General features: G+C 71.5%; 5 protein-coding genes. 1 reads left to right on the top strand and 4 read right to left on the bottom strand.

What is annotated here, in order from left to right; all coding sequences use genetic code 11:
• Positions 1 to 83: 83 nt before the first annotated feature.
• The 4 genes from GAS53_RS15310 to GAS53_RS15325 form a co-directional block, all read right to left on the bottom strand.
• Entirely contained in the window at positions 84 to 2,510 is a 2,427-nt protein-coding gene (locus GAS53_RS15310) for a beta-galactosidase (protein ID WP_151478132.1), read from the bottom strand.
• Positions 2,510 to 4,276 carry a glycoside hydrolase family 35 protein gene (locus tag GAS53_RS15315; protein WP_151478133.1) on the bottom strand — a complete coding sequence of 589 codons (1,767 nt, stop codon included), beginning with the start codon at positions 4,274 to 4,276 and terminating at the stop codon, positions 2,510 to 2,512. The genes GAS53_RS15310 and GAS53_RS15315 overlap by 1 nt, the downstream gene beginning before the upstream one ends.
• 81 nt (positions 4,277 to 4,357) lie before the next feature.
• A complete protein-coding gene (locus GAS53_RS15320) occupies positions 4,358 to 5,509 on the bottom strand; it encodes an MFS transporter (RefSeq protein ID WP_151478196.1) in 1,152 nt (383 codons plus the stop codon).
• 410 nt (positions 5,510 to 5,919) lie between these two features.
• Positions 5,920 to 6,303 (bottom strand): hypothetical protein, encoded by a 384-nt coding sequence (locus GAS53_RS15325; RefSeq protein WP_151478134.1) that lies wholly within the window; start codon positions 6,301 to 6,303, stop codon positions 5,920 to 5,922.
• Positions 6,304 to 6,502: 199 nt separating this feature from the next.
• On the opposite strand from GAS53_RS15325, the gene GAS53_RS15330 reads away from it, so the two are divergent.
• Complete coding sequence (locus GAS53_RS15330) at positions 6,503 to 7,756, top strand: cytochrome P450 family protein (RefSeq protein ID WP_151478135.1); 1,254 nt, start codon at positions 6,503 to 6,505, stop codon at positions 7,754 to 7,756.
• Positions 7,757 to 8,046 lie beyond the last annotated feature (290 nt).

An 8,046-nucleotide genomic window follows, 5' to 3' on the forward strand; every position in this document is an offset into this window, starting at 1 on the left:
GCGGAACAGTCAGGACGGGGACGGACCGGAGAACCATCGGGTACCGGGACCTCAGCCTGCCTCGGCCACCCACGTGCGAGGCCTCAGCCCGCCCCGGCCACCCACGTGCGGGCCCTCACCCATTCCACGCGCTCGACCGTCGCAGCCGCTCCCCCGGCCCCGCCCGACCCCGTCGGTACGTACACCCGGGCGTCCACGTGCCGTGGCAGCACCCTCACACGCAGACCCTCCTCACGAAGGGCTCCGGCGGGGAGCCGGTCCAGGCCGATGTCCCAGACCCGCCCCGAGTGGAACTGGTCGGCCACGAGCGTGTCCCCCACGTACGCGCGTGCCACGTCTCCGGTCCAGTGGATGCGCAGGAGAGCTCCCGTGCGCAGAAGCCCGTCCGGCACGTCGATGCGGTACTCGGCGGCAGCGGTGTCGTAGTACTTGTCCGGGGGCGCGCTCGCCCGTCCCAGCACACCCGTCATCGGCTCGGGCGCGGGGCCCGCGGGCCGGACCAGCCCGGCTGACACCTCCATGTCCACCGTGTCCACGCCCGGGCTCCCGGCCCGCATCGTGTAGCGCGTGAACACCCCGTCCGCCGTCTCCCGCACACTCGCCCCCTCCACCACCGGCGCCCGTTCCGGCGCGGGCAGCACGGCGAACGACGGCTCCTCGGACCGGCTGTGCACCCGTACCGCGTCCGCGTGCTCGTCGAAGACGACGCCGTCGCTGTCGCCGTTGCCGTCGCCGCAGAGGACCAGCCGCTCGGCTCCCCACGCGACACCGCGGTAGGCGGTACGGGCCGTCGCCGCGTCCAGGACCAGGAAGCCGACTCGTCCACCGTCCGTCAGGTCGGCCTCGACCAGGGCATCACTGCCGGGCCGCAGCCCCGTGACCAGGACCCGGCCGTGGACGGAACCAAGCTTGCCCGTGGGTGCGAAGACGGCGGTCAACGCGGCGGCGTCCAGGGCGAGTTCCACCTCGATCCCGGCGGTCGCGGCCAGCACCAGGACCGTACGTCCGTGGTCGTCGACCGTGCACACCGGCTGGGCGGTGGCCCAGTCGAGGCGCAGTCCGCCGACATCGAGGCGGAGCGGCCAGCAGAAGTAGGCACCGGAAGGGACGGTGACCGGCGTGCTGGGGAACGTGAGAGTTGGCGCGTCCGGGAACTCGACCGTGAACGACGTGTCCGGACGGGGCGGTAACGGCTCGTGCGGCTGGTGGTTGTTGACGAAGAGGAAGCCCGAGGTGGCGTCACCGCGGACGGCCCAGCGCAGGGTGTCCCGGTCGTCCTGACCCGTCGGCCGCCGCTCGGGGAGCGCGGACTCCATCGGTGCGATCAAGTGGCCGAAGTCAGCCAACAGCAGGTGCTGGAGGCGGAGTTCGTCGTACGAGGGCCGGTACTGGCCGTACTCGCCGAGCGGGGCCTGGAAGTCGTAGGTGAGGACGGGGAGGTCGTTGGGGTAGTCGGTGGCGTGGGACTCCTGAAGGGTCGTCAGCTCGCCGGACGGATTCGTGCCGCCGTGGAACATGTAGTAGCCCTGCCACACCGAGCCGCAGCCGATCTTGGTGAGGCCGAGGGCGCCCACGTCGGCCGCGTCGACGCGCGGCCTGCGGTGGTACGACACGGCCATGCCGCCGCCCAACTCGCAGGTGGCCCAGGGGAATCGGTCGGCGAGGGCCGCCGGGTCGCCGCCGCGTACCGTCGTCGGGCGCAGGTCGGCGCCGATGCCCTCGTCGTCGCGCTGGTGGGTGAAGAAGAAGTGCTTGCGGCAGGTGTCGGGCCAGCCGCCGTCCGCCTCGGTCCAGAAGGTCTCGGGGTAGCCGCCGTAGAGCGGAAGCAGTTCGTCGGGCGGGAGTTGGACCCCGCCCCAGGCCGTCGAGGTCCAGAGCGGGGCGCTCAGACCGGCCTCCTGCGCCATCCGCTTGAGTGTCAGCAGGTGGCCCGGCTGGTCGTAGAGCTCGTTCTCGATCTGGATCGCGACGATCGGTCCGCCGCTCGCCCGGTCCAGGCCGCGCAGCTGCCCGGCGATCGCCTCGTACCAGGTGCGTACGGGTGCCAGGTACGCGGGATCGTCGGTGCGCGGGGAGCGGGCGCGGGCCAGCAGCCAGTCGGGAAGGCCGCCGTTGCGGACCTCCGCGTGGCACCAGGGGCCGATGCGGGGGATGAAGTCCAGGCCGTGGCGGGCGCAGAGTTCGGCGAAGTGCCGGAGATCCCGGTCGCCGTCGAAGCGGACGCGGCCCTCGGTCTCCTCGTGGTGGATCCAGATGACGTAGCTCGCGACGGCCGTCACCCCGCCCGCCTTCATCTTCAGGAGCTCCTCCTCCCAGTCCCCGGCCGGGTAGCGGGTGTAGTGGAACTCTCCGGAGACCGGGAACCAGGGTCTGCCTCCGCGGGTGAGGTAGCGGCTGGTGACCTCGATCGGATCGGGCACGCCGGGAGCGTCGGCGAACGGGAGGTGGCCGGTCAGCGGCGGTCCGGCGGGGGCGGGGACACGAAGGCGGTGCCCCTTTTCGTGCGTCATCAGGGCTTCACCGGGCCGAGGTCGGGCGTGTCGGTGAGCAGCACGCGCGGGCCGCTGGTGGCCTGCAGCTCCAGCAGGACCAACTCGTTGGCGCCGGGACGCAGTACGGGCGCCGGGATGTACAGCGTGCGCTGCGGGCCGCGGTTCCAGTAGCGGCCGAGGTGGAAGCCGTTGACCCAGGCCTGGCCCTTGGTCCAGCCGGGCAGGGAGAGGAAGGTGTCGGCGGGCGTACGCACCTCGAAGGTGCCCTGGTGGAAGGCGGGCCCGGCGTCCTCGGGCGCGTCCTGCGAGGGAGTGAAGGGCACCGCGCCCAGGTTGTCCAGGGACAGCGGGTGGCAGTCCCAGCCCTGCAGGGCGGTGCCGTTGAAGGTGACCGGGCCGAGCAGGCCCTTGGGGGCGCCGATGCGGGGGCCGTAGTTGACGCCGCCCATGTTCTCGACGAGCACGTCCAGCGTGGCGCCGGGGTGCGGGAGGCGCACGGGCAGGCTCTCCTCGTGGCGCTCGCGTTCGAGTACGCCGACGGGGGCGCCGTCCACGAAGACCTGGGCGCGGTCGCCGACGCCGCCCGTGAAGTGCAGCACTCCGTCGCCGTGCGCCGGAACGGTGGTGCGGTACAGGACATAGCCCGCCCGCAGGCCCAGCTCCTCCATCGTCATCGGGTCGGCGTCGACGCGTACCGGCTTGGCGAGGGTGGTCACGTGCGGGAGCAGCGGGGCCCGGCGGTCCAACTCCACTGTGGTGAGGCCGAGTTTGGGGCCGGGAGCCGGAACGGGCTCATCCGGGACCGGCGCGTGGCGGGCGATCACCTCGCGGAAGGCGTGGTACTTGGGGCCGGGGTCGCCGGATTCGGTGAGCGCGGCGTCGTAGTCGTACGACGTCACGATCGGCTCGTAGGCGTGGTCGTGGTTCGCGCCGTTGGTGAAGCCGAAGTTGGTGCCGCCGTGGAACATGTAGATGTTGACGGAGGCGCCCGCCGAGAGCAGCCGGTCCAAGTCGGCGGCGGCGTCGGACGCGTCGCGCACGTGGTGCGGTTCGCCCCAGTGGTCGAACCAGCCGATCCAGAACTCCGCGCACATCAGGGGCCCTTCGGGCTGGTGGGCGCGCAGCTGCTCCAGGTTGGACGTGACCTTGCTGCCGAAGGTGGCAGTGGTGAGGATGCCGGGCAGGCTGCCGGCCGCCAGATGCTCGGGGTTGGCCTGGTCGCAGGTGAAGAGGAGTTCCTCGATGCCGCGCGAGCGCAGGGACTCGGCGAGGTGTTCGAGGTACGCGGTGTCGTCGCCGTACGCCCCGTACTCGTTCTCCACCTGTACGGCGAGCACCGGACCGCCCGACGCGGCCATGTGCGGCAGCAGCGGGGGCAGCAGCAGGTCGAGGTAGCGGTCGAGGGCGTCCGTGAAGCGGGGGTCGCTGGTGCGCAGCCGGATGTCGGGGTCGGTGGTGAGCCAGTTGGGCAGACCACCGCCGTCCCACTCGGCGCAGATGTACGGGCCGGGGCGCAGCAGCACGTGCAGGCCCTCGGCCTTGGCCAGCCGCAGATACCGGGGCAGGTCGAGGAAGCCGTCGAGGACGAGAGTGCCGGGTTCCGGCTGGTGGAGGTTCCACGGTACGTACGTCTCCACCGTGTTGAGGCCCATCAGGCGGGCCTTGCGCAGCCGGTCGGCCCACTGGTCGGGGTGGACGCGGAAGTAGTGCATCGCGCCGGAGATGATGCGCAGCGGCTCGCCGTGCAGCAGGAAGCCGTCGGAGGTGGTGGTCAGAGCGGACACAGGGGAACTTCCCTTCGGTTGGCTTGGGTTCGCCCGGGTTCGGGCCCCGGGTTCACCTGGGTTCGGACATGGGGGCGTTCTTCAGCGGGAGTCGGCGGTTCGGGTGGCACGGATCAGCCAGAGCGTGGCCGCCAGGCACAGCGCGGAGACCACGCACAGCAGGAGCGGGACGGCACGGATCCCGGACCATTCGATGGCCTTGCCGAGCGCGGGTCCTGCGGCGACCCCGCCGACCATCGACGCGGCGATGACCACCGCGCCCGCTCGACGGGCCTGCGGGGCGGCCTTGTTGAGCCAGGGCAGCCCGGTCGGGAAGATCGGCGCGATGAACAGACCGACACCCGCGTACGCGTACGGGGCGAGCCCCGGCACGGTGGCCAGCAGCAGGCAGACCGTCATGCCCGCGCAGGAGACCGTGATGATGGACTGGGCGGAGTAGCGCAGCGCGATCGGTGCCACGAGGAAGCGGCCGACGGTCATCATCAGCCAGTACACGGAGGTGGCGGTGGCGGCGACCCCGGCGCCGTACCCGACCGTCTCCAGGTGGGTGGGCTCCCAGCCGCCGACGCCCGCCTCGATGCCCACGTGCAGGACATAGAGGGTGACGAAGACGGCCAGTACGGAGCCCAGACTGCGACCGAGGACCTGCCCGCCGCGGCCGGACTCAGGATCACCGGCAGTCGGATGCGGCGCGTGATCGCGTACGCCCTTGAGGCACAGCAGCAGCGGCAGGTTGGCGGCGGCGAAGGCGAGGAAGACCGCCGGGTAGTGCTCGGCGCCGACCAAGCCGATCAGGGCCGGCCCGAGGATCGCGCCCACACCGAAGTGCGCGTTGAGGATGTTGAGCATGGCGGTCGAGCGGTGCCCGAAACCGACGGCGAACAGCTGGTTGAGGCCGTAGTCGATGCCGCCGAAGCCGAGTCCGGCGAGCAGGGCCGTGGCCAGCGCGACGGGCCAGTTCGGCGCCAGCGCGAAGCCCGCCGCACCGACGGCCATCAGCAGATACGAGGCGCCGAGGATCTGCCGGTTGCCGAGTCGGCCGTACAGCCGGTCGAAGAGCAGCACCCCGGCGACCCCGCCGACGAAGTGCGCGCTCAGGCCGAGCCCGGCGGCGGACGGCGAGAGCCCGAACTCCTCGCGGAAGGCGGGGATCGCGGGTCCGTAGAGGGCCTGGAGCACGCCGATGAGCACGAAGCCGACGCAGGAGGCGACCACCGCGGCCTTGCTGAACACGGGGGCGCCCGGGGCCACTTGGGCATACGTCGGGACGCTCGTGACCGGTTGCGCGGTCGACGGGTCTGTCACGTGGTCGGTCACACGGACTCCAGTTGACGGCCCACGCTCCCGTGGGCGACGAGCCGGCCGGGGCGTCGGCGGCAGCGCTACGAGAGCCATGATGTTACCGGTAACTCAAAGCCGTCAAGAACCCCGCACGAGGACAGTGGGGCGGGGTTGGGGTACGGCGGGGCCGGGTGCGGCCGGGCCCGCCCCGGCCGGGGCTCAGGGCGGTGAGGGCCGGCCGGGGCGGGAGTTTCGAGTCAGGACCTCGGAGTCAGGGCACCGGGGCCGGAGCCTCGGAGTCAGAACCTCGGGGTCCCGGGGACAGAGTCCCGGAGTCGGAGTCTGGACTTGGTGCCTCTGCTTCAGCTCAGCGTGGTCCGCAGGGCCGTATGGAGGCTGGCCGGGTCCGTCCAGTGCCGGGTCCTGGTCGGCGGCACCCGCCAGTGCAGGCCGGGGGCGCACGTGCGGTGCCGGGGCGGGATGGCCACGTGGGAGCCCGGGCCGAGGATCTGGGCCGGCGGCAGGTGCCACGTCTCAGCCGCACCCGGCGGGATGAGCCAGTAGAGGATGCCGCTGCCGCCGAACCCGTCCTCGATGACCGCTCCCGTACGCGGGCCCAGATGGTCGAGAATGCGGACGCCCGTGGCCAGCGGCACGCGTACCGCGTCCCACCACTCGCCGGCCGGGAGCGTCCGTACCTCCGGACCGAGGGGCCGCAGCCACCTGGGGGCGTCGCTGCTCGGCATGGTTCGGCTCCCACCGCCTCTCACCTGGGGGGCACGACCCTAGAGCGGACACCCGCCCTCAACTTGCCGGTACGCGTAGGGAACTTGACGGCATGCGCAGCACGCCTCGCGCGGTCTCGTTCGCGCACCCTACGGCCGCGTAACGTCACTCGCCGTATCGGTGTTCGAGCGGTTCGAATTTGAGTACTGGGAGGCTCCCATGTCAGAGCAGGGCTCCATCGTCATCGACCCGTCCGGTCGCGACATCCACGGCGAGGCGGCGCGGATACGGGCGCGCGGTCCGGTGACGTTAGTAGAGCTCCCCGACGGTGTGGAGGCCTGGGCGGTGAGCAGTACGGATCTGCTGAAGCGGCTGCTCACCGATCCTCGGGTGTCGAAGGATCCGCGGCAGCACTGGCCGCTGTGGATCAACGGGGAGATCTCTCCGGAGTGGCCGCTGTTCACCTGGGTCGCGGTGCAGAACATGTTCACGGCGTACGGCGGAGAGCACAAACGCCTGCGGACGCTGGTGTCCAAGGCGTTCACCGCCCGCCGTACGGCCGCGCTGCAGCCACGCATCGAGGAGATCACCAAGAGCCTGCTCGACCGCATCGAGGAGGCCGGACGGCGGGGCGAAGCAGTCGATCTGCGCGAGGAGTTCTGTTACCCCCTTCCGATCCAGGTGATCAGCGACCTGTTCGGGCTGCCCGAGGAAAAGGGCGCGGAGCTGCGGGCCGTCGTGGACGGCGTCTTCAACACCGCCGCCACCCCGGAGGAGGTCACGGACATCTATACGAGGCTGTACGCGGCCCTCGGCGAACTCGTCACCGCCAAGCGGGAGTCGCCCGGCGACGACCTCACCTCCGCGCTCATCGCGGCGCGCGACGAGGAGGGTGACACGCGGCTCAGCGAGCAGGAACTGCTCGACACGCTGGTGCTGATGATCAGCGCGGGCCACGAGACCACGGTCAACTTGATCGACAACGCCATTCACGCCCTGCTCACCCATCCCGAGCAGCTCGCGCACGTCCGCGCGGGCCGGGCCGGATGGGACGACGTGGTCGAGGAGACCCTCCGGGTCGAGGCACCGGTCGCCAGCCTGCCGCTGCGGTACGCCGTCGAGGACGTGGCGATGGGTGAACTCGGCGGCCCGGACGGCCTTGTGATCGGCAAGGGCGAGGCGATCCTCGCGGCGTACGCTGCCGCCGGGCGCAACCCGGAGGACTACGGGCCGGACGCCGACCGCTTCGACGTCACCCGCCTCGGCAAGGAGCACTTGGCCTTCGGCCACGGCATCCACTTCTGCCTCGGCGCTCCGCTGGGTCGCATGGAGGCTCGTGTTGCGCTTCCGGCCCTCTTCGAGCGCTTCCCGCACCTCGAACTCGCCGTCTCTGCCAATGAGTTGAACCCGGTGGCGTCCTTCATCTCCAACGGCCACCGCACCCTTCCAGTACGGCTCAACACTGCCGGCTGACTTCTCTCCACCGGCCGGTGGGGGCTGGTCGCGCAGTTCCCCGCGCCCCTTAAAGGGCCCGTTGTCGACTGCCGGCCGTCGTGGGTTGCTCGCGCAGTTCCCCGCGCCCCTAAGGGGCCCGCGCCCCTGAAGGAGCTCCCGCCCCTTGCGGGGCTTGGTGGTTCCGGCCGGAGGGGACGTGGCGGGATGTTCGGCCGCAGCGTACGACGACACCCGCCCGGGACCACCGAGCCACAACAACGCCTTACGTCACCGGCTGCGGACGGACATCCCGACACGGCCCCGCCCCC

Source organism: Streptomyces albicerus (genome assembly GCF_008905045.1).
GTDB classification, from domain to species: domain Bacteria; phylum Actinomycetota; class Actinomycetes; order Streptomycetales; family Streptomycetaceae; genus Streptomyces; species Streptomyces albicerus.

Bases quoted from the DNA above. Each gene is read 5' to 3' on its own strand.
- GAS53_RS15310 (WP_151478132.1), bottom strand. From the start codon at position 2,510: ATGACGCACGAAAAGGGGCACCGCCTTCGTGTCCCCGCCCCCGCCGGA.
- GAS53_RS15325 (WP_151478134.1), bottom strand. From the start codon at position 6,303: ATGCCGAGCAGCGACGCCCCCAGGTGGCTGCGGCCCCTCGGTCCGGAG.
- GAS53_RS15330 (WP_151478135.1), top strand. From the start codon at position 6,503: ATGTCAGAGCAGGGCTCCATCGTCATCGACCCGTCCGGTCGCGACATC.